This is a genomic window from Streptomyces sp. NPDC021622 (genome assembly GCF_040640795.1).
GTDB lineage: Bacteria > Actinomycetota > Actinomycetes > Streptomycetales > Streptomycetaceae > Streptomyces.
Genome location: NZ_JBFACK010000017.1, coordinates 127,369 through 146,246, shown reverse-complemented (window position 1 = coordinate 146,246; position 18,878 = coordinate 127,369). Strand labels below are relative to the sequence as shown.

The following is an 18,878-nucleotide window of genomic DNA, read 5'->3' as shown; positions in this document are numbered from 1 at the left end:
TTACGCGATGACCCCCGACATGCGATGGTCATCCGCGTTGTTCAAGACTGTAACCGAAGGCCTGGACGCTTGAGATAGTCGTCCGAACCGCGAGATGGATCACACAGAAAGGACCCTGACCTTGCTGGAAGAGGCCGAGCGCTGGCTGAGCAGGCGTTCCTGGTCCGTCGCCGACCGGCCGCTGGACCGGCTCACCGCAGCGAAGAAGGTGTCCGGCACGTCGGTGAGTGTCGTGCTGCCCGCGCTCGACGAGGAGGAGACGGTCGGCGAGATCGTCGCGGAGATCCGCCGTGAGCTGGTCGAGAAGGCCCCGCTCGTCGACGAGCTCGTGGTGATCGACTCGGGCTCGAAGGACCGCACGGCCGAGGTCGCGCGCGCCGCGGGCGCGCGGGTCGTGCACCGGGACGAGATCCTCCCCCGCATCCCGGCCGTGCCCGGCAAGGGCGAGGTCCTGTGGCGTTCGCTCCTTGTGACCGGCGGTGACATCGTCGCGTTCGTCGACGCGGACCTGAAGGAGTTCTCGGCGGACTTCGTCTCGGGCATCGTGGGCCCGCTCCTGACCGAGCCCGACGTGGACTTCGTGAAGGCGATGTACGACCGCCCGCTCGGCGAGGCCGCGGGTCAGGGCGGCCGGGTCACCGAGCTGATGGCGCGCCCGCTGCTGAACATGCACTGGCCGCAGCTCGCCGGCTTCGTCCAGCCGCTCGGCGGCGAGTACGCGGCGCGCAGGTCGCTGCTCGAACGGCTGCCGTTCCCCGTCGGTTACGGAGTGGAGCTTGGCCTCCTTGTCGACGCGCTGCACACGGTGGGCCTCGACGCGCTCGCGCAGGTCGACGTCGGTGTGCGCAAGCACCGTCACCAGGACGGTCAGGCGCTGGGCCGGATGGCCGCGGCGATCTACCGGACGGCACAGCTGCGGCTCGCCCGCGGACACCTCGTACGCCCCGAGCTCACGCAGTTCGAGCGGGGCGAGCACGGGTTCGTGCCGCGCACCCACGCCGTGGACACGGAGGAGCGGCCGCCGATGGCCGACATCGCGGAGTACGCGGAACGCCGCGTGGCGTAGCCGTACCCGACTGGGCACGCGGGTCCGCACGCGACTGCTTGCTCCTGGAACGTATACGGCCGCGCCCCCGCGGGGGTCCGGCCGTACGTTTGAGGGTTCCCCGGAGGGGCTAGATTTCGGCACATGGTCTCCGAGCAGGCAGCGGCCCCGGCCGCCCAGGTCCTCGTCGCGTCCAACCGCGGCCCTGTCACGTACACCCTGGAGGAGAACGGGGAGCTGACGGCCAAGCGGGGCGGCGGCGGACTCGTCTCCGGGCTCAGCGCGATCGGGGACGAGGCGGACGCCCTGTGGGTCTGCGCGGCGCTGGGTGACGGCGACCGGGAGGCCGTGCGGCGCGGGGTGGCCGAGCCGGGCGTACGGATGCTCGACATCGACGCCGGGTCGCACGAGGGCGTGCACGCCGACGCGTACAACGGGATCGCGAACTCGGTCCTTTGGTTCGTCCACCACATGCTCTACCAGACCCCGCTGGAACCGGCGTTCGGCCCGGAGTTCCGGGCGCAGTGGGCCTCGTACGAGACGTACAACCGGGCTTTCGCGGAGGCACTCGCGCAGAGTGCCGGGTCCGGCGCCGCGGTCCTCGTCCAGGACTATCACTTGTCGCTCGTGCCCGGGATGCTCCGCGAACTCCGCCCCGACCTGCGCATCGGCCACTTCTCGCACACGCCGTGGGCGCCGGTCGACTACTTCCGGATGCTGCCGGACGACATCGCCGAGCAGCTGCTGCGGGGCATCCTGGGCGCCGACCGGGCGGCGTTCCTGACGGGGCGGTGGGCGGACGCGTTCACCGCGTGCTGCGTGGACGCGCTCGGCGGTACGTCGGGGACGCGGATCGGGGTGCACGGGCTTGGGGCGGACGCGGATTTCCTGCGGGAGCGGTCGCGGCGGGCGGATGTGGAGGAGCGGCTTGTCGCGCTGCGGGAGCAGGTGGGGGGCGACCGGAAGGTGATCGTCCGCGTCGACCGGACGGAACTGTCGAAGAACATCGTGCGGGGGCTGCAGGCGTATCGGCAGCTCCTGGAGGACCACCCCGAGTGGCGCGAGCGGGTGGTGCACGTCGCGTTCGCGTATCCGTCCCGGCAGGACCTGGCGGTGTACCGCGACTACACGGCGGAGGTGCGGCGGCTCGCGGACTCGATCAACTCGGCGTACGGCGTGGCGGGTTGGACCCCGGTGGTGCTCCACGTGAAGGACGACTTCGCGCGGTCGCTCGCGGCGTACCGGCTGGCGGACGTGGCTCTGGTGAACCCCATCCGGGACGGGATGAACCTGGTCGCCAAGGAGGTGCCGGTCGTCTCCGACGAGGGGTGCGTTCTTGTTCTGTCGCGGGAGGCGGGGGCGTACGAGGAGCTGGGCGAGGACGCGCTGGTGGTCAACCCCTATGACGTGACGGGGACAGCGGCCGCGCTGCACGAGGCGTTGACGATGCCGTCGGACGAGCGGGCGGAACGAACGAAGCGGCTCGCCGCGGCGGCTACGGCGCTGCCGCCTGCCCAGTGGTTCCTGGACCAGCTGGGGGCGCTGGGGTAGGGGCTCCGGCTCCGCCGGCCGCGAGGTGACCGCAGATCACGCCGGGCAATCGGGTGGGTGGGCGGGAAAATCCGTCCAACCCCACCCCACGTTTGTCCATGGGCCCCCGGCCAGCCCCCTCGGTACCTTCCGGGGCATGGCCCTACGCCGCACAAGCACCGTAGCCCTCACCGCCCTCGCCCTGGCAGGGGCGACAGCCGCCCCCGCCGCCGCGGAGGCGAAGACGTACTACGTCGACTGCCAGCGCGGCAGCGACGACGCGTCCGGCACCTCCGCCGGAACGGCCTGGCGCAGCCTGCAGAAGGCGAGCGACCACACCTACGCCCCCGGCGAGAAGCTCCTGCTGCGGCGCGGCACAAGCTGCACGGGGGTGCTGGCCCCCAAAGGTGCGGGTGCGGCCGGCGCCCCCGTGCTGATCGACGCGTACGGAAGCGGCAAGGCCAAGCCCCGCATCCAGGCGAACGGCGCCCGCGCCGCCCTGCATCTGGTCAACACCGAGCAGTGGGAGATCCGGAACCTGGACCTCTCCAACACCGGCCCCGCCACCACCACGGAACGCCGCGCCGGGCTCTACGTCCAGCTCACCGACTACGGCACGGCCGACCACTTCGTCGTCGACGGAGTCGACGTCCACGACGTGAACGGCGCCGACTTCAAGGACCCCGACCCCTCCGGCGGGATTCTCTTCGTCGTGCAAGGAAGCACCACCCCCACCCGTTTCAACGGCCTCCGCGTCGAGGACTCCACCGTCCGCCACGTCGACCGCACCGGCATCGGCACCATGTCGACCTGGGGCAGCGGCACGGACGCCGATGCCGAACTCCTTTCCAGCGGCGTCGAGTTCGTACGCAACAAGGCTTACGACGTCGGTGGCGACGGCATCGTCATCCACGAGACGCGGAAGGCCCGCGTCGAGCACAACTACGTGGACGGGTTCAACATGCGCTCGGCCGGTTACAACGCCGGCATCTGGGCCTGGGAGTCGCAGGACGCGCTCTACCAGTACAACGAGGTCACCGGCGGCCACGGGACGCGGGACTCGATGGCGTACGACATCGACGGCGGCAACGTCCGCAACACCTACCGGTACAACTACAGCCACGACAACGAAGGCGGCTTCCTCCTCGTCTGCAATGGCGCGGACACCACCAGCGACGGCAATCGCATCCACGACAACATCAGCGTCAACGACCGGAACACCACGTCTCCGTACGCCGTGATCTCCGTCGTCTGCGGGGCCGCGACCGACACCCAGGTCTATCGGAACACCGTCGTCACCGACCGCGCCGACACCGCGCTCGTCTCCAACAACGGGCCCACCGGCGTCACCTTCCGCGACAACATCTTCGTCGGCGCGCCCGGTGCCGGGTCACCCATCAAGGACACCGTCAGCACCTTCAGCAACAACCTGTACTGGCGGACCGCCCAGCCGCGCGACCCGTCCGGCGTCAACGCCGACCCCCGGTTCACCGACACCACTCCGGACGCCCCCGACGACGTACGGCTGAAGAGCGGTTCCCCCGCCCGCGGCATCGGCACGCCCGTCGACGACGGGACCACCCACGACTACTTCGGCAATCCGATCCCCGATCCGCCCAGCCTCGGGGCAGATCAGGGAAGTTGAGCCGCGATCGCCGCGATCAGTTCCACCACGCCCTGCGGGCCTTCCACCACCAGGTCGGCCCGCTCGGCCAGTTCCGCGACCTCCGCGCTGCCGCTGCACACCAGCAGGCCGCGCACCTGGTCCGAGCGGAGCTTCTCGACGGCGGCGAAGGCGGGCAGGTCGCCCAGGTCGTCGCCGGCGTAGACGACCGTCTCGGCGCCCACTTCGCGTACGTAGTCGGCGAGGGCCACGCCCTTGTCCATGCCAGGGGGCCTCAACTCCAGGACCAGGCGGCCCGGTTCGACGATCAGGCCGTGGCGGGACGCCAGCTCGCCGAGCGGCTCGCGCAGCGCCTCGAAGGCGGCCTGCGGGTCCTGGGCGCGGCGGGTGTGGACGGCGACCGCACGGCCCTTCTCCTCGATCCAGGTGCCGCGCCAGGCGCCGATCGTGTCGAGGAAGCCGGGGAGTTCGGCGCGGACCGCCGCGACGCCGGGGTGCGGTTCGGCGGCGTGCACGGCGGAGGAGACGGCGTCCCAGCGCTCGGCGCCGTAGTGCCCGAGCACGACGAGGTGTTCGAGGCCGGGGACGCCCGCGAAGCCGCCGTAGCGCACGGCGACGCCCGCCGGGCGGCCGGTGACCACGGCGACGGACCGCACCTTCGGCGCGAGCGCGGCGATGGCGGGCACGGCGCCGGGGTGGGCGCGGGCCTGCTCCGGGTCGGGGACGATCGGGGCCAGCGTGCCGTCGAAGTCGAGCGCGATCACGGCACGTTCGGGCCGCGCCAGGAGCGCGGCCAAGCCCTCGCGCCCGGCGGCGGTCACGGGTTCGGGCAGCTCGGGAGAGGGAGAGGACGGCGAGTACACGGGGTCACCCATGGGGCCGACCCTACGCTCAACGCTCCTCGCGCCGGGACTCCCTAACCCGCCGAAGCCGGTTGACGGTCACCGGGTCGTGCGCGAGGGCGCGGGGATCGTCGAGCAGGGCGTTGAGGACCTGGTAGTAGCGGACCGGCACCATGCCGAGCCGTTCGCGGATCGCGCGCTCCTTGGCGCCGGGCCCGGACACCCAGTCCTGCCGCTCCAGGGCGAGGATCGCCCGGTCGCGCTCGGTCAGGCCGGTGTCGTCCGGGGTGCGGTCGTCGGTGGTGTCTGGCCCGTCTGCTGTGCCCGTCATGCCGTCACGCTATTCCGAGTTCGCCTCGGTCGCCGCCTTGGTCTGGATCTGGGTGAGGATCGAGGCCGGGTCGGCGTTCGGGGCGACGGCCTTGCCGATGTACTTCTTGACCTCGACGGAGACCCGCGCCCAGGACGTCTTGCCGACCGGGTACAGCTGCGACGTGGGCAGCTCCTCCAGGAACTCGGCGAGCGCCTTGTCGCCCTTGTTGCCGGTCATCTGCTGTGCGGCGGAGGTGGTGACGGGCAGCAGGTCGTACTCGCGGGAGAAGTCCAGGACGTTCTTCGTGCTGTAGGCGAAGTCGAGGAACTTGCCGATCTCCTCGCGGTGGCCGTTCTGCTTGAAGGCCATCATCCAGTCGGCGACGCCCATGGTGGCCTTGGCGTTGCCGTTCACGCCGGGCATCGGCACCATGCCGTACTTCACGCCCTTCTTCTCGGCCATCTGCATCAGCGTGGGATGGCCGTTGAGCATGCCGACGTCGCCGCGGGTGAACGCGGCGAAGGCCTCGGCGCGGTCGAGCTCGGCGGGCGCCGTCGGTCCGGTCAGGCCCTTGTCGACCAGCTCGTCCTTCAGCCAGGTGAAGGTCTTCACGTTCTGCGTGGAGTCGATGGCGTACGTGCCGACGTTGTCGGTGTAGCCGCCGCCACCGCTGAGCAGCCACTGCATCGTCTCGGCCTGCGCCTCCTCCGGGCCGAGCGGCAGGGCGTAGGGGATCTTCACGCCGCGCGCCTTGAGCGCCTTGGCGTCGGCCGCAAGCTCGGTCCAGCTCTGCGGCGGGGTGAGCCCGGCGTCCTTGAAGATCTTCTCGTTGTAGAAGAGGAGGCGCGTGGAGGAGGCGAACGGCATGCCGTACTGGACGCGGTTGACCTCGCCCGCCTCCGAGAGGGGCGCCATGAAGTCGGCCTGGGTGGAGATGGCGAGCAGGTCCTCGGCGCGGTACAGCTTGTCCTGCGCGGCGTAGTCGGCGTAGGCGCCGATCTGGGCCATGTCGGGGGCGTTGCCCGCCTTGACCATGTCCTTGACCTTGCGGTCGACGTCCGTCCAGGAGTAGACGCTGACGTCGACCTTGATGCCCGGGTTCTCGTCCTCGAACTTCTCGGCGAGCTTGTCCCAGTACTTCTGGGAGCTGTTGGCCTTGGAGTCGCCGTAGTCGGCGGCCACCAGCTTGAGGGTGACGTCGCCTGAGTCGCCCGGACCGCCGCAGCCGGCGAGAGTCGCCGCCATGCCCAGTGCGGCTACCGCCGCGGTCAGTCCTGTCGCGCGCCGCTGCACAGCTGTTCCCACCCTCGATGATCTACGTGAACTGCGATTTCTCCCCGCGCATGAACACGAGGTCTACACCACTCCAGTATCGCTTGCGCAACCACCTGCTTCGGACACCCGCCCGATTGCCCACGCCCGATTACCCCACGCAAGTACCCGAAGTGGACTAGACCTCTCGCGGGTCACGCGCGAGACTGTCCCCCGTGAAACACGTCATCGCCCTCGATGTGGGCGGCACCGGAATGAAGGCCGCCCTGGTCGGGGCGGACGGCACGCTCCTGCACGAGGCCCGCAGGCCCACCGGCCGCGAGCGCGGGCCCGACGCCGTGGTCGAGTCCATCGTCGGCTTCGCCGCCGACCTGCGCGCGCACGGGATCAAGGAGTTCGGGGAACCCGCCGCCGCGGCCGGCGTCGCCGTGCCGGGGATCGTCGACACCGAGCGGGGCATCGCGGTGTACGCGTCGAACCTCGGCTGGCACGACGTCCCGCTGCGGGACCTGCTGAGCCGGAGGCTGGAAGGCGTACCCGTGGCCCTGGGCCACGACGTCCGCACCGGCGGCCTCGCCGAGGGGCGGATCGGCGCGGGCAAGGGCGCCGACCGGTTCCTGTTCGTGCCGCTCGGCACGGGCATCGCCGGGGCCATCGGGATCGGCGGCGGCATCGAGCCCGGTGCGCACGGCTCGGCCGGCGAGATCGGGCACATCGTCGTACGCCCCGGGGGACCGCCCTGCGGCTGCGGCCAGCGCGGCTGCCTGGAGCGGCTCGCCTCCGCGTCCGCGGTGAGTCAGGCGTGGGCGGCGGCGAGCGGCGACCCCGACGCGGACGCGGCGGACTGCGCGAAGGCCGTGGAGTCCGGCGACCCGCTCGCCCTGGAGGTCTGGCAGAACGCCGTCGACGCGCTCGCCGACGGTCTGATCACCGCCCTCACCCTCCTGGACCCGCACACCCTGATCATCGGTGGCGGTCTCGCCGAGGCCGGGGAAACCTTGTTCACACCCCTGCGGGCCGCGGTCGCGGCGCGCGTCGTCCAGTTCCAGACGCTGCCCCAGATCGTGCCCGCGGCCCTCGGCGACACCGCCGGATGCCTGGGCGCGGGCCTGCTGGCCTGGGACCTCGTCAACCAGAAGTCCGAGCAGAAGTCCGGCCCGAAGCCAGACCCGAAGTCCGACCCCACGGAGGTAACCGCCTGATGGCCACAAGCAAGGTGCTCGCCGGCGCTCAGGTGGTGCTGCCCACCGGGACCCTCACGGACAGCCGAGTGATCGTCGACGGTTCGCGGATCGTAGGGAGCGCTCCCGGCGACGCGGAGACCGTCGACCTCACCGGTCACTGGGTGGTGCCCGGCTTCGTCGACATCCACAACCACGGCGGCGGCGGTGCCTCCTTCACCTCCGGCACCGTCGACGACGTACTGAAGGGAGTCCGGACCCACCGCCTGCACGGCACCACGACCGTCGTCGCGTCGACCGTCACCGGCGAGATGGACTTCCTGGTCCAGCGGGCCGGGCTGCTCTCCGAACTCGCCGAGCAGGGTGACATCGCCGGCATCCACTTCGAGGGCCCCTTCATCTCCCCGTGCCGCAAGGGCGCGCACAGCGAAGCCCTCCTTCGCGACCCGGACCCGGCCGATGTGCGCAAGCTGGTCGACGCGGCACACGGCCACGCGAAGATGGTCACGCTCGCCACCGAACTGCCCGGCGGCATCGACTCCGTACGCCTGCTCGCCGAGCACGGCGTGATCGCGGCCATCGGCCACACGGACGCGACGTACGAGCAGACCGTGCAGGCCATCGACGCGGGCGCCACCGTCGCCACGCACCTCTACAACGCGATGCCCGGCCTCGGCCACCGCGCGCCCGGACCGATCGCCGCCCTCCTGGAGGACGAGCGGATCACCGTCGAGCTGATCAACGACGGCACCCATCTGCACGAGGCCGCCTTCGAGCTGGCCTTCCACCGCGCGGGTGCGGGGCGCGTCGCGCTCATCACGGACGCGATGGACGCGGCGGGCTTCGGCGACGGCCGCTACATGCTCGGCCCTCTTGAGGTCGAGGTGAAGGACAGCGTGGCGCGGCTCGTCGACGGCGGTTCGATCGCGGGATCGACCCTCACCCTGGACCGGGCGTTCAAACGCTCGGTGACCATCGACAAGCTGTCCGTCGAGGACACCGTCCGCGCCATCTCCGCCAACCCGGCCAAGCTCCTTGGGATGTACGACAGGATCGGCTCGCTCGAGCCCGGCAAGGACGCGGACCTGGTGGTCCTCGACGCGGGCTTCGACCTCAAGGGCGTGATGCGCAAGGGCGAATGGGTGGTTGAGCCCTTTTAGCCCCAACTCAGGCGATTTCACCTGCCGTTGAGCGCCAGGCGGTTGGTCCCCACCTCTGGGCCAACCGCCTTCTGTTTGGCATGATCAGACGCCGAAAGCGACCGAACGTGACCGTTCCCGGGGGTGGTACCAGTGATCCTGACCGTCACGCTGAACACCGCCCTGGACATCACCTACCAGGTCCCCGCCCTCACCCCGCACGCCTCGCACCGCGTCACCGAGGTCACCGAACGCCCGGGCGGCAAGGGCCTGAACGTCGCCCGCGTGCTCGCCGCGCTCGGCCACGACGTGACGGTGACCGGCCTCGCGGGCGGCGACACCGGCCGCACCCTGCAGGGCCGTCTCGCGCACGAGCCGCGCGTCACGGACGCGCTGCAGCCGGTCGCCGGGGCGACCCGCCGCACGATCGCCGTGGTGGACACGACGACCGGCGACACCACACAACTCAACGAGCCGGGGCCGCAGGTCTCCCCCGCCGAATGGGCGGCGTTCCTGTCCGCCTACGAGGAGTTGCTGCGCGACGCGTCCGCCGTCGCGCTGTGCGGCAGCCTGCCGCCGGGTGTGCCGGTCGGCGCGTACGCCGTGCTGGTCCGCACGGCCCGCGCCGCCAAGATCCCGGTCCTCCTGGACACCAGCGGGGAGCCGCTGCGCCGTGGCGTCGCCGCACGCCCCGACATCGTCAAGCCGAACGCCGACGAACTCGCCGAGCTGACCGGCTCCCACGAGCCCGTCCAGGCGACCCGTGACGCCCGGCGCCGGGGCGCGCACACGGTGGTGGCATCCCTGGGCGCCAAGGGCCTCCTGGCGGTCACCCCCGACGGCACCTGGCAGGCGACCCCGCCGGCCCATGTCCACGGCAACCCGACGGGCGCAGGCGACTCGGCGGTGGCGGGCCTGCTCTCGGCCCTGGTGGAGGGCCACGCCTGGCCGGAGCGCCTGGCCCGCGCGACGGCCCTCTCGGCGGCGACGGTGGCATCGCCCGTGGCGGGCGAGTTCGACGCGACGGTGTACGAGGAGCTGCTGGGGAGGGTGAAACCTACCCCTGAGCGCCCTTGAGCCACATCTGGTCGAGGTTCGCCCCGCAGATGCTGCTCTGGTCGCACGCGAGCGCGATCGTGTTCGTCCCCTTGTTGAGCTGGATCACGGCGTACGTGTTCGTCCAGCCCTTCTCCCAGTCGCCTTCGTCTGCGCCGGCGAAGTTCTTCATGTTCAGCGGGCGGGTTTCCTTCTTGCCGTTCACGATGATGTTCGCGTTGGCATCCTTGCCCGGCACGCCGTACGTCACCTGCAGTTTGTACGTCCCGCCCTTGGGGATGCCGTTCACCGTCCATGTGACCTGGGCGCCGACCTTGTCGAAGCCCGCCACGTAGACACCGCCCGCGGCCTCCGCGCCGGGGACGTCCGACGCCGTCGTCGTGCCGCCCTCCAGCTTCAGGGCCTTCGCGTCCGTCTTGGGGAGGTCGACCGGGTCCGCGGGCTTCGACGGCTTCTCACTGGGCTCGACCGTCGACGCCTTGCTGGGCTTGCCGCCCGCCTCGGGGCCGTCCTTCTCGTCACCGCCGCCGGACAGCATCGCCGCGCCGATCCCGATGGCGACGACCGCCACCACCGCGATCGCGCCGATCAGCAGGCCCTTGGTGTTGGGGCCCCGGCCCCGGCCGCCGCCCGTGCCCGCGGGCGCCGGCGAGTACTGGGGCGCGCCGCCCGGCTGCGTCTCCGGAGCCGCGTAGTGGGCGTTCGGCTGGCCGTACGTCTGCTGCTGTGGGACCTGCTGGCCGTACGTCTGCGCCTGCGTCTGCTGCGGGTGACCGTACGAAGGGCGGCGGTCGCCGACCGCGCGGACCTGGTTGTACGAGGACCGGGGGCCCGGGTAGCCGTAGCCGCCGCCTCCGCCGGGCGGGGTCGCACCGGCCGCCTGGCCGTCCTCGTACAGATAGCCGAACGGGTCGTCGTCGCCCTGCGGCGCGCTCGGCGTCTCGCCGTTATTGCCGGGCGTCGTCATTCCCAGGTCACTCCCTCATACATATCGCTGACCGGGGGAGCCTACCCGCTCCGAGTGATGCCACGGGGTGGCGTTGACCTCATCCGGACCGTCAGCCGGCCCGCCGGTGCTGCTTGGCACGTGAGCGTTTCTCCACGTACATCCGCTGGTCAGCGGAGTGCAACACTTCGTCGGCCGACATCCCGCAGTGCGCCCAGCCGATGCCGAAACTGGCCCCGACCCGGACCGCACGGCCGTCCACCCGGATCGGCGGGATGATCGCGTTCCGCAGCCGCACCGCGAGGTCCTGCGCGTCGGCCCTGCCGAGCCCGTCGGCGAGGACGACGAACTCGTCACCGCCGAGCCTGGCGACCGTGTCCCCGTCGCGTACGCCGTTGGTGAGCCGCCTCGCCACCTCGATGAGGACGGCGTCGCCGGTGTGGTGGCCGAAGCGGTCGTTGATGGACTTGAAGCCGTCGAGATCGCAGAAGAGAACGGCCAGACCCTTGGTGCCGTCGTCCGTGTCGCCGTGCCCCTCCGGGGGCGCGACGGTGTGCACGTGGCGGTCGAAGCCCTCGCCGCCCTGCTGCAGGCTGTTCGGCGCCTGTGCGGCGTGCAGGCCGTAGTCGAAGCCGTGCTGCCCGTCCGCGTCGTAGGCGCCGTCGTACGCGGCGTCCAGCGAGTCCACCGCGCTGGGCTGGCCCGCGTGCGGGCGGCGGCACAGGCGCGCGCTGAGGCGGGAGCGCAGCTCCGCGGAGTTGGGCAGGCCGGTCAGGGAGTCGTGCGATGCGCGGTGGGCGAGCTGGAGCTCGCGGCGCTTGCGCTCCTCGATGTCCTCGACGTGGGTCAGGAGGAAGCGGGGGCCGTCGGCGGCGTCCGCGACGACGGAGTTGCGCAGCGACACCCAGACGTACGTCCCGTCGCGGCGGGCCAGGCGCAGCTCGGCGCGGCCGCCCTCGGCGGAGGTGCGCAGGAGGGTGCCGATGTCCTCGGGGTGGACGAGGTCGGAGAAGGAGTAGCGGCGCATGGCCGACGCGGGGCGGCCCAGGAGGCGGCAGAGGGCGTCGTTCGTCCGCAGGATGCGGCCGTGCTGGTCGCCGCCCATCTCGGCGATGGCCATGCCGGAGGGTGCGTACTCGAAGGCCTGCCGGAAACTCTCCTCGCTGGCCCTCAGTGCCTGCTGCTCGCGCTCGAGCCGGACCAGGGCGCGCTGCATGTTGGCTCGTAGACGCGCGTTGCTGATCGCGATGGCGGCCTGGAAGGCGTACATCTGCAGGGCCTCGCGGCCCCAGGCGCCGGGCCTGCGGCCGTTGCGCGGGCGGTCCACGGAGATCACGCCGAGCAGTTCACCGCCGGCGGCGCCGGTCGCGTACATGGGGGCGAAGAGCCGGTCGGAGGGGTGCCACTCGTCCTCGAAGCGGGGCTCGGGCCCCTCGGTGTACCACTGGGGGACGTCGTCCTCGTCGAGAACCCAGCCCTCGGTGTACGAGATGAAGCGGAGGGCGCCCCAGGGCTCGCCCATGGAGAGGCGGCGCTCCCAGGCGTCACGGGAGCCGACCCGGCCGGTGATGAGCGCCTCGGCGGCGGTGTTGCCCGCGAAGGCGGCGACGACGAGGTCGCCGTCAGGGCGCACGAGATTGACGCACGCCAGCTCATAGCCAAGGCCGTTGACCACGCCGTCGGCGACGGTCTGCAGCGTGTCCGCCAGGCTTCGGGCCGTGTTCAGGTCCGCCACCACTTGATGCAGCTGCCGCAGGGTCGCAAGACGGACGTACGGCTCCGACTCGGTCTCCATTGCTCGCTCTCCCCGAGACCTCGACAGCAACTCCAGGATTCGCAGCGCCCTTAGTTCCCTCAGTGTCTGAGTCACCTCAGTGTCTGATTGCCACCGTCACTGAATCACAGCGAGCAGCTCACTCGGTACACAGGGTCAACAATTTATGGGTCCTGTGACTCAAGTCACAGGTGGGAAGCCTTCGTTGGTCCAGTCCACTGGCCTAGTCCACCCTCTCGGCAGCGGCCCATAGGCCATCGGTCCTAGGCCCGGTCTCGGCCCCGGGCCCGATGTGGCGGCGGCGAGAGCCGGGCTAGCGTCGGTGCCGTGGTTCCCGTACCGAAGACACTCCAGACGCCGCAGGCGCCGCCCCAGGGCGCTCCCGCGACCTCCCCCGCCCCGGCATCCCCCAGCATCCCGACCCTCGGCAGGCATCCTGTGGGGGTGAGCAACGAAGAGTTCCGCGCCGCCATGTCCCGGCTCGCAGCGGGCGTGGTCCTGGTGACCGCGCGTGAGCTTCCGCTGGACGCGCAGGACCCGATGGCACCGGGCGGCGAGGATGTCGGCATGACCGCGACGGCCTTCCTCTCCGTCTCCCTGGACCCGCCGCTGGTGCTGGTCAGCCTGCGCGAGGGCTCCCGGATGGACGACCTGCTCGCCGAGCAGCCGCTGTGGGGCGTCTCGGTGCTCGCCGAGAGCCAGCGGCACATCGCGGGGCGGTTCGCCATGAAGGGCCGGATCAGCGACCGGCTGCTCTTCGAGGACATCCCTTACGCACGGGGCGAGGCGTCCGGGGCCCCGCTGGTGGGCGGCGCGCTCGCGACGCTGGAGTGCCGCACCGAGCAGACGGTGACGGCGGGCGATCACACCCTGGTCATCGGGCGCGTGCTCGCGGCGGAGCTGCCCAGCGCGGACGGGGGGCCGCTGATGTATTTCAAGGGGAAGTACCGGCATCTGGGCTGAGCGGCGTTTGCTGAAGCGGGGTTTGCCGAAGCGCGGTTTGCTGGCTCGGGGTTTGCGGGCGCGGGTTTGCGGGCTCAGCCCCAGCCCTGGACCGAGCGGCCGCGCTTGGTCTCGCTGCGCTGCTTCTTGTTCCGCAGCCGCCGCTCGTTGATGCCACGGGGGATCTTCGTGGCCCTGCGGGGCCGCGGCGGCGGGGCGGTGGCTTCCGCGAGGAGCGCGGCGAGACGGATCGCGGCCATCTCGCGGTTGCGCCACTGGGAGCGGTGCTCCGACGCCCGCACGCTGACGACGCCGCCGACGAGACGGCTCGCGAGGCGCTCCAGGGCGCGCTCCTTCCACACCTCGGGCAGCGCGTCCGTGTTCGCCAGGTCGAACCTCAGCTCCACCTGCGAATCACTGGTGTTGACGTGCTGCCCGCCCGGCCCCGAGGACCGCGAGAAACGCCACATGAGCTCGGCCTCGGGCAAGGAGACGGAGCCGCGGATGACATAGGGACCGGACATGTGCTCCATGGTCCCGCGTCTGTCCGGTCCACGTCACCCGTATTTACGGGTCGTCATGCCGACGCGCCGGGGAGGTGTGGTGCCAGAGGTGAGTAAAGAAAGTAAAAGGAACTGGAACCTCTGGGACCCCGGTCGACGTTCATAGAGGTGACGGTAGCTTCGTCCCCAGTACGAAGCCCGTTCGTACGCAACGAGGGAAGGGACTCCCAACAATGGCAGTAAGCCTGTCCAAGGGTGGCAACGTCTCGCTCACCAAGGAGGCTCCGGGCCTGACCGCCGTCACCGTGGGCCTCGGCTGGGACGTCCGCACCACCACTGGCACCGACTTCGACCTGGACGCCTCCGCGATCGCGGTGAACCCCCAGGGCAAGGTCTTCTCGGACGGCCACTTCGTCTTCTTCAACAACAAGGCGACGCCGGACCAGACCATCGTGCACACCGGTGACAACGTCACGGGTGCGGGCGAGGGCGACGACGAGCAGATCAACGTCAACCTGGCGGGCCTCCCGGCCGACATCGACAAGATCGTCTTCCCAGTCTCGATCTACGACGCCGAGAACCGCTCGCAGAACTTCGGCCAGGTGCGGAACGCCTTCATCCGTATCCTCAACCAGGCCGGCGGCACGGAGATCGCTCGTTACGACCTCTCCGAGGACGCCGCCACCGAGACCGCCATGGTCTTCGGCGAGCTGTACCGCAGCGGTGCGGAGTGGAAGTTCCGCGCGGTGGGCCAGGGCTACGCGTCCGGTCTGGTCGGTATCGCACAGGACTTCGGCGTCAACGTCTGAGGTTCACCAGGCAGTTGACGAGGGCCCCCGGCGGATTCGTTCCGCCGGGGGCCCTCGTCGTCGGTACAGGGTAATCGGGTGGGTGGGAGGGAAAGATCCGCCGCGAAGCGGCGGGACAGGGTCGAACCACGACGGCGGGAGTGTGAGAGCCCATGGCAACGGTGGTGCTGGTCGGCACGCTGGACACCAAAGGCGCCGAGTACGCATGGCTGCGCGAGCGGCTGCGGGAGTACGGCAGCGACGTCCTGCTCGTCGACGTGGGCACACTGCCGCCGCCCGCGCAGGCGCCCACCGCCGACGTACCTGCCGAAGCCGTGGCCCGCGCGGCCGGGCACGACCTGGCGGAGCTGCGCACCGCGGGCGAACGGGGCGCGGCCGTCGCGGCGATGGCGGACGGCGTGACCGAGGTGATCCTCGACCTGCACCGGAAGGGCAGGCTGCACGCGGTGCTCGCCGCAGGGGGCAGCGGCGGCTCGGCGATCGCCGCGCAGGCGATGCGGGCGCTGCCGATCGGGGTGCCGAAGCTGCTGGTCAGCACGATGGCGGGCGGGGACGTCGCCCCGTACGTGGGAAGCAGCGACATCACGCTGATGTACAGCGTGGTGGACATCTCCGGCATCAACTCGGTCTCCCGGCAGGTCCTCGGCAATGCGGCGGCCGCGGCCTCCGGCATGGCGCGCCGCTTCGAGCGCAACCACGACGAACTCGCGGGCCGGGGCCGCAAGGTGGTCGCGGCGACGATGTTCGGCGTGACGACGCCCGCGATCGACGCGGCCCGCGGCCGCCTCACCGAGCTCGGCTACGAGGTCCTCGTCTTCCACGCGACGGGCGCCGGCGGCCGCGCGGTGGAGAAACTGGCGGCCGACGGCCTCCTGGACGGCGTACTCGACCTGACCACCACCGAACTGGCCGACGATCTGGTCGGCGGTGTCCTCTCCGCGGGCCCCGAGCGCCTCACCGCCGCGGGCCGCGCGGGCATCCCCCAGGTGGTCGCCCCCGGCGCCCTCGACATGGTCAACTTCGGCCCCGAGCCGACCGTCCCGGCACGGTTCGCGGACCGCAATCTGCTCGTCCACAACCCCACGGTCACCCTGATGCGGACGACCGCCCAGGAGATGGCGGCCCTGGGGGCGTCGCTCGGCCACAAGCTCGCCGCGGCACGCGGCCCCGCCGAACTGTTCTGGCCGTTGCGCGGCGTCTCGGCGGTGGACATCGACGGCGGCCCGTTCGAGGACGCGGCGGCGGACGCGGCGGGCCTGGCCGCCCTGCGCACGACGGTGCGGGGCAGCGGGGTCCGGCTCCACGAAATGGACGTACACATCAACGACGCGGCGTTCGCGGTGGCGATGGCGAACCGCCTGGACGAGCTGATCACCTCGCGCGAGCTGAAGCCGGCGCCGTGACGCGCACCCTCACTTCAAGGAGCAGCTGGGCATGACGTCGATCTCCCGCAAGGAAGCCCTGGCTCGTCTCAACGCCCAAGTGGCGGCGGGGAATCCCGTCATCGGTGCCGGAGCCGGCACCGGACTCTCCGCCAAGTGCGCGGAGGAGGGCGGCGTGGACCTCCTGATCATCTACAACTCGGGCCGCTACCGCATGGCGGGCCGCGGCTCGCTCGCCGGCCTTCTCCCGTACGGGGACGCGAACGCGATCGTGGTCGACATGGCGCGGGAGGTCCTGCCGGTGGTCAGGGACACCCCGGTGCTCGCCGGGGTGTGCGGCACGGACCCGTTCCGGGACATGGGCCGCTTCCTGGACGAACTGAAGACGATGGGCTTCGCGGGCGTCCAGAACTTCCCGACGGTCGGCCTCTACGACGGCACGTTCCGCACCAACCTCGAGGAGACGGGCATGGGTTACGCCCTGGAGGTCGACATGGTCCGCGAGGCCCACGCCCGCGACCTCCTGACGGCCCCCTACGTCTTCGACCCGGCCCAGGCGGCGGACATGGCCCGCGCGGGCGCGGACGTCCTCGTCCCGCACGTGGGCCTGACCACGAAGGGCTCGATCGGCGCGGGCACGGCCCTGACCCTGGACCAGGCGGCGGCAGCGGTCCAGGAGATGCACGACGCGGCGAAGGACGTGAACCCCGACATCCTGGTGCTCTGCCACGGGGGCCCGATCGCGGAGCCGCAGGACGCGGCGTACGTCCTGTCCCGCACGACGGGAATCGTCGGCTTCTTCGGCGCGTCCTCCATCGAACGCCTCCCCACGGAGCGGGCGATCGTGGAGCAGACCCGGGCGTTCAAGGCGCTGACGTCCACGCCGTGAAGCCATGGAATGGGACGGCCGCCCTGTTACGGAAAGCCGTCCCATCCAGAAGAGGCCTGCTACTTGCTACTCGCCTACTAGCTACTTGCCTACTTGCTACTCACTACTCCACCGGAATCTTGGTGATCCGGTACGTTACTTCGTACTTCCACTTGCCCATCCACGTGCCGCCCTCGAACGGCCACGGCTTGTCGCCCGCGTGGATTTCCGAAATGGGGCGGGAGACCGTGAGCTGACCGAGTTCGTCGTCCGGGTCGATCTTCTTGAGGACATCACTCATCGCAGTGTACGAGACGTCGATGAGCTGCTGGCCGAACTGGCCGGGGATGGGGACGACCTTGTTGACGGAGTCCAGCATCTCCTTGAGGGCCTGGCCGTACTTGCCCCAGTCCGAGCTGAAGTCCTCGTCGTAGCCGGCGATTCCGAGGGTGAGGGTGTCGTCCATGCCGACCTCGCCCTCGAAGATCACGGACTCGGTCGGGTTGAACATCTTCGTCTGCTGGTCGTTGATGTCGAGCGGCTTGGTGAGGACGACGTTGCGGATGTCACCACAGGCGGCGGCGCCCACGACGTAGAACTCGTCGCCGCCGAGGTTGTCCTCGGTGTCGAAACAGTGGACCTTGACGAGCTCGACGCGGATACGTGCCCTGCTGCTTGCCACGTCATTCTCCCTTCCGGGGAATTGGTTGAGTGCCGCACTTTTTGGTTGAGAACCGAATGCATTCTCGCCCCACAGATTTTCTGTGGGCACGGGCGGCGCTCGTACAGATTGAAGAATTCGTGCGCCTCGCGGCAGCCGTTCTTCCGGCCAAATCGACAGCTGTCCTGAATTTGTTCAGGCGCGCGATACCGGAATCAATTCCTGGTGCGTGAGGGAAAGAAAGCGAAATGGGCGGCAACGGGAACCGGCCCCTCCGTCCACTACTCTGCGCCGCATGATTCTCGAACCGCTCACCCCGTCGGACAGCGGCGCCCTGCCCGGCGAACTGCTCACCGAGCTCACCGCCGTGTACGCCTCCAACCGCGCCTTCCACGCGCTCTCCGGCGACTTCCCCGACCCGGACGACATCCGCCCCGAGCAGGTCGCCGCCGCACTGGCGGACGAGTTGGCCGTGCCGGGGGCCGAGGTGCTGCTGGCCCGTTCCGAGGGGCGGGTCGTCGGGGTCGGGATCACGCTGGACCGGCATCCCGATCCCGCCGACCCCGATCCGTGGATCGGGCTGCTGATGGTGGACGTGCGGCAGCAACGCAAGGGGTACGGGAGGAAGTTCGCGGGCATGATCGAGAAGCGGTTCCGGGAGGAGGGGCGCGAGGGGGTGCGTCTCGCCGTCCTCGAGGGCAATGACGCGGGGTTCGCCTTCTGGGGCTCGCTCGGGTACGAGGTCGTCGACCACCGGAAGGACCGCGGCGCGGATCGTCCGTGCGCCGTGCTCCGCAAGCCGCTGGGGTAGTGAACAGCCGTACGCATAGCGGACATTGGGCCGCACCATTCGGACAAGAACAAGTAAAGAGTTGTTCGTGAACCGTCAATCAACGGGTCACCGGTGTCACTCTCTCTCCGCCGCTCCCCACCCGGCCAAGCCCTTTCCAAGGAGAGCCAGTGAGACAGCAGTCCCCCACCCCTCGCAAGA

18 protein-coding genes are annotated in these 18,878 nt (G+C 70.6%); 11 read left to right on the top strand and 7 right to left on the bottom strand.

Features of this window, described 5'->3' with window-relative positions:
• Positions 1 to 121 precede the first annotated feature (121 nt).
• The 3 genes from AB0G47_RS30405 to AB0G47_RS30395 all read left to right on the top strand — a co-directional run bounded on the left by AB0G47_RS30405 (position 122) and on the right by AB0G47_RS30395 (position 4,220).
• Complete coding sequence (locus AB0G47_RS30405) at positions 122 to 1,066, top strand: glucosyl-3-phosphoglycerate synthase (protein WP_360776697.1); 945 nt, start codon at positions 122 to 124, stop codon at positions 1,064 to 1,066.
• A 123-nt stretch (positions 1,067 to 1,189) separates the two neighbouring features.
• Positions 1,190 to 2,596, top strand: a complete 1,407-nt coding sequence (locus AB0G47_RS30400) for a trehalose-6-phosphate synthase (RefSeq protein WP_360776537.1) — start codon at positions 1,190 to 1,192, stop codon at positions 2,594 to 2,596.
• A 136-nt stretch (positions 2,597 to 2,732) separates the two neighbouring features.
• Positions 2,733 to 4,220 (top strand): right-handed parallel beta-helix repeat-containing protein, encoded by a 1,488-nt coding sequence (locus AB0G47_RS30395; protein ID WP_360776535.1) that lies wholly within the window; start codon positions 2,733 to 2,735, stop codon positions 4,218 to 4,220.
• Here the strand turns inward: AB0G47_RS30395 and otsB are convergent.
• From otsB to AB0G47_RS30380, 3 genes are read right to left on the bottom strand one after another with little or no spacing between them, the layout of a single operon-like run.
• On the bottom strand, positions 4,208 to 5,074 hold the full coding sequence (gene otsB, locus AB0G47_RS30390) for a trehalose-phosphatase (protein WP_360776534.1): 867 nt from the start codon (positions 5,072 to 5,074) through the stop codon (positions 4,208 to 4,210). The two genes, AB0G47_RS30395 and otsB, sit on opposite strands and share 13 nt — an antisense overlap.
• Before the next feature lie 16 nt (positions 5,075 to 5,090).
• Positions 5,091 to 5,372, bottom strand: coding sequence for a DUF3263 domain-containing protein (locus tag AB0G47_RS30385; protein WP_360776532.1), 282 nt, complete (start codon positions 5,370 to 5,372; stop codon positions 5,091 to 5,093).
• 9 nt (positions 5,373 to 5,381) lie between these two features.
• On the bottom strand, positions 5,382 to 6,599 hold the full coding sequence (locus AB0G47_RS30380; protein ID WP_360776695.1) for an extracellular solute-binding protein: 1,218 nt from the start codon (positions 6,597 to 6,599) through the stop codon (positions 5,382 to 5,384).
• A gap of 242 nt (positions 6,600 to 6,841) precedes the next feature.
• Here AB0G47_RS30380 and AB0G47_RS30375 point away from each other — a divergent pair, with 242 nt between their 5' ends.
• From AB0G47_RS30375 to AB0G47_RS30365, 3 genes are all read left to right on the top strand, one after another.
• Entirely contained in the window at positions 6,842 to 7,828 is a 987-nt protein-coding gene (locus AB0G47_RS30375; RefSeq protein WP_360776530.1) for an ROK family protein, read from the top strand.
• The gene (nagA, locus tag AB0G47_RS30370) at positions 7,828 to 8,967 is read left to right on the top strand and encodes an N-acetylglucosamine-6-phosphate deacetylase (protein WP_360776528.1); all 1,140 of its coding nucleotides are present in this window, start codon (positions 7,828 to 7,830) and stop codon (positions 8,965 to 8,967) included. Before AB0G47_RS30375 ends, nagA begins: the two co-directional genes overlap by 1 nt.
• Positions 8,968 to 9,099: 132 nt before the next feature.
• On the top strand, positions 9,100 to 10,023 hold the full coding sequence (locus tag AB0G47_RS30365) for a 1-phosphofructokinase family hexose kinase (protein ID WP_360776526.1): 924 nt from the start codon (positions 9,100 to 9,102) through the stop codon (positions 10,021 to 10,023).
• On the opposite strand, the gene AB0G47_RS30360 is transcribed toward AB0G47_RS30365, so the two are convergent.
• Positions 10,004 to 10,969 (bottom strand): carbohydrate-binding protein, encoded by a 966-nt coding sequence (locus AB0G47_RS30360; protein WP_360776524.1) that lies wholly within the window; start codon positions 10,967 to 10,969, stop codon positions 10,004 to 10,006. The genes AB0G47_RS30365 and AB0G47_RS30360 overlap by 20 nt on opposite strands.
• A gap of 91 nt (positions 10,970 to 11,060) precedes the next feature.
• Complete coding sequence (gene cdgB / locus AB0G47_RS30355) at positions 11,061 to 12,743, bottom strand: diguanylate cyclase CdgB (protein ID WP_360776522.1); 1,683 nt, start codon at positions 12,741 to 12,743, stop codon at positions 11,061 to 11,063.
• Between the two features lie 393 nt (positions 12,744 to 13,136).
• Between cdgB and AB0G47_RS30350 the strand changes: the two genes are divergently transcribed.
• Positions 13,137 to 13,685 carry a flavin reductase family protein gene (locus AB0G47_RS30350; protein WP_360776693.1) on the top strand — a complete coding sequence of 183 codons (549 nt, stop codon included), beginning with the start codon at positions 13,137 to 13,139 and terminating at the stop codon, positions 13,683 to 13,685.
• Between the two features lie 74 nt (positions 13,686 to 13,759).
• Here the strand turns inward: AB0G47_RS30350 and arfB are convergent, their stop codons facing one another.
• A complete protein-coding gene (gene arfB / locus AB0G47_RS30345; RefSeq protein ID WP_360776520.1) occupies positions 13,760 to 14,197 on the bottom strand; it encodes an alternative ribosome rescue aminoacyl-tRNA hydrolase ArfB in 438 nt (145 codons plus the stop codon).
• A 203-nt stretch (positions 14,198 to 14,400) separates the two neighbouring features.
• Here arfB and AB0G47_RS30340 point away from each other — a divergent pair, with 203 nt between their 5' ends.
• The 3 genes from AB0G47_RS30340 to AB0G47_RS30330 all read left to right on the top strand — a co-directional run bounded on the left by AB0G47_RS30340 (position 14,401) and on the right by AB0G47_RS30330 (position 17,247).
• Entirely contained in the window at positions 14,401 to 14,976 is a 576-nt protein-coding gene (locus tag AB0G47_RS30340; protein WP_266865093.1) for a TerD family protein, read from the top strand.
• 152 nt (positions 14,977 to 15,128) lie between these two features.
• Positions 15,129 to 16,379, top strand: coding sequence for a Tm-1-like ATP-binding domain-containing protein (locus AB0G47_RS30335; RefSeq protein ID WP_360776518.1), 1,251 nt, complete (start codon positions 15,129 to 15,131; stop codon positions 16,377 to 16,379).
• A gap of 31 nt (positions 16,380 to 16,410) precedes the next feature.
• A complete protein-coding gene (locus tag AB0G47_RS30330) occupies positions 16,411 to 17,247 on the top strand; it encodes a phosphoenolpyruvate hydrolase family protein (RefSeq protein ID WP_360776516.1) in 837 nt (278 codons plus the stop codon).
• A gap of 103 nt (positions 17,248 to 17,350) precedes the next feature.
• Here the strand turns inward: AB0G47_RS30330 and AB0G47_RS30325 are convergent, their stop codons facing one another.
• Positions 17,351 to 17,908, bottom strand: a complete 558-nt coding sequence (locus AB0G47_RS30325) for a hypothetical protein (RefSeq protein WP_266865087.1) — start codon at positions 17,906 to 17,908, stop codon at positions 17,351 to 17,353.
• A gap of 274 nt (positions 17,909 to 18,182) precedes the next feature.
• Between AB0G47_RS30325 and AB0G47_RS30320 the strand changes: the two genes are divergently transcribed.
• Positions 18,183 to 18,698: a GNAT family N-acetyltransferase gene (locus AB0G47_RS30320; protein ID WP_360776514.1), complete on the top strand. Its 516-nt coding sequence runs from the start codon at positions 18,183 to 18,185 to the stop codon at positions 18,696 to 18,698.
• The last annotated feature ends 180 nt before the right edge of the window (positions 18,699 to 18,878 follow it).